The sequence below is a fragment of the Actinomyces sp. Z5 genome (genome assembly GCF_003287795.1).
Taxonomy (GTDB): Bacteria; Actinomycetota; Actinomycetes; order Actinomycetales; family Actinomycetaceae; genus Actinomyces; species Actinomyces glycerinitolerans.
Genome location: NZ_QMIN01000089.1, coordinates 1 through 2,098, shown reverse-complemented (window position 1 = coordinate 2,098; position 2,098 = coordinate 1). Strand labels below are relative to the sequence as shown.

Below are 2,098 nucleotides of genomic sequence, written 5' to 3'. Positions count from 1 at the left end.
CGCCGTAGCCGCCGGTTACAGCGGTCCAACGGGGCGTGGGCGGTCCAACGGGGCGTGGGCGGTCCAACGGGGCGGGGGCGGTCCAACGGGGCGTGGGCGGTCCAACCGGGGCGGTGTAAGCCCCACTCGCCCCACCAGCACAAACGACTTACACAACACGACCTAGGGAAGCTCCGGTCGTCGTGGCAGGGCCGCTGCCGACGGAGATCACGTCGACGGGCACCGTCAGTAGATCTGACAACTCCTCCTCAAGTTCCAGCAGGATCAGGATGTCCGCATCTGGTGGAAAACGGACCAGCAGGTCGATGTCCGAGTCTGGGCGATCCTCGCCGCTGGTTACGGAGCCGAACGCGCCGATAACCTCGCATCCATGCGAACCGGCCAACGCGATGGCCTCTTTGCGCCCAGCGCGCAGCAGAACTGAGGGGCGCACCTGTAACGCCTTTCGTGGCCGCTCCCGTGTGTCAGCGGACGGACGACGCGCGCCGGGCTCGATAGCGGCAATGAGTGGCTGGGTGACACCGGTGCGATCCGCGAGCTCGCGCTGGCTCAGCCCCGCCGCATGCCGACGGAAGCGGATCCAGTCACGTTCGGCGCGCTGCGTCACGCACACATGAAAACGCGCGTGTGATCGCCGAGCGTCTCAGCCATGCTGCAGCCCGACCGGTGTCGATGGGGTCCGGCACGTAACTTCCACCGACCTCGGCGGGTATCCGGGTTGGGGTGAGGATTCCGGGCGCGCGGGGGCGGCATCCCGATAGGATGGCCGCGATAAGCCCCATCACCTACGAAAGGTTTCCGATGTCGATCCGTCGCGTCGCCCTCCTCACCGCGGGCGGCTTCGCCCCCTGTCTGTCCGCCGCCGTAGGCGACCTCATCGAGCGCTACACCGAGGTCGCCCCCGACGTCGAGATCATCGCCTACCAGTACGGCTACCACGGCCTGCTCACCGGCAACTACGTCGTCATCGACGAGGAGGGCCGCAAGAACGCGGGCGTGCTGCGCCAGTACGGCGGCTCCCCGATCGGCAACTCCCGCGTCAAGCTCACCAACGCCAAGAACCTCGTCGAGCGCGGCCTGGTCAAGGAGGGCGTGGACCCGCTCGCCTTCGCCGCCGAGCGGCTGCGCGAGGACGGCGTCGACGTGCTGCACACCATCGGTGGAGACGACACCAACACTACCGCCGCCGACCTGGCCGCCTACCTGCGCGACCACGACTACGACCTGACCGTCGTCGGCCTGCCCAAGACCATCGACAACGACATCGTTCCGATCCGCCAGTCGCTGGGCGCCTGGACCGCCGCCGAGCAGGGCGCCGGCTTCGCCCTCAACGTCATCGGTGAGCACCGCTCCAACCCGCGCATGCTGATCGTCCACGAGTGCATGGGTCGCAACTGCGGTTACCTCACCGCCGAGACCGCCCGCCGCTACCACGAGCTGCTCAAGGACCGCCAGTGGGCCCCCTCGCTGGGCCTGACCAAGGAGCGCTGGGACGTGCACGCCGTGTTCGTGCCGGAGGCCAAGCTGGACATCGCCGCCGAGGCCGAGCGCCTCAAGGCCATCATGGACGAGCAGGGCAACGTCAACATCTTCCTGTCCGAGGGCGCCGGCGTCCCCGAGATCATCGCGGAGATGGAGGCCAAGGGTGAAGAGGTCCAGCGCGACCCCTTCGGCCACGTCAAGCTCGACACCATCAACCCCGGCCAGTGGTTCGCCCGCCAGTTCGCCGACAAGATCGGCGCAGAGAAGGTCATGGTGCAGAAGTCCGGCTACTACTCGCGCGCCGCCGCCGCCAACGAGGAGGACCTGGCCCTGATCAAGCAGATGTGCGACCTCGCGGTCGACTGCGCCCTGCGCGGCGAGCCCGGTGTCATCGGCCAGGACGAGGAGAACGGCGACCAGCTCGGCGCCATCGCCTTCGAGCGCATTGCCGGCGGCAAGCCCTTCGACATCACCCAGCAGTGGTTCGTCGACCTGATGGCCGAGCTCGGCCAGAACCTCGAGCCCGCCGCCGCCACGGACGGTGAGGCCTGAGCCGCCGGCTCATCTACAACCCAGTTAGAGGGGGCGGGCGGACGCGGGAGAACGCGTCCGCCCG

At 68.4% G+C, this 2,098-nt stretch carries 2 protein-coding genes; one reads left to right on the top strand and one right to left on the bottom strand.

The window, feature by feature from the left end; genetic code table 11:
* Positions 1–148: 148 nt before the first annotated feature.
* Positions 149–607 (bottom strand): nucleotidyltransferase domain-containing protein, encoded by a 459-nt coding sequence (locus DRB06_RS12350; protein WP_111820107.1) that lies wholly within the window; start codon positions 605–607, stop codon positions 149–151.
* A gap of 194 nt (positions 608–801) precedes the next feature.
* Between DRB06_RS12350 and DRB06_RS12345 the strand changes: the two genes are divergently transcribed.
* On the top strand, positions 802–2,034 hold the full coding sequence (locus tag DRB06_RS12345) for a pyrophosphate--fructose-6-phosphate 1-phosphotransferase (protein ID WP_073331636.1): 1,233 nt from the start codon (positions 802–804) through the stop codon (positions 2,032–2,034).
* The last annotated feature ends 64 nt before the right edge of the window (positions 2,035–2,098 follow it).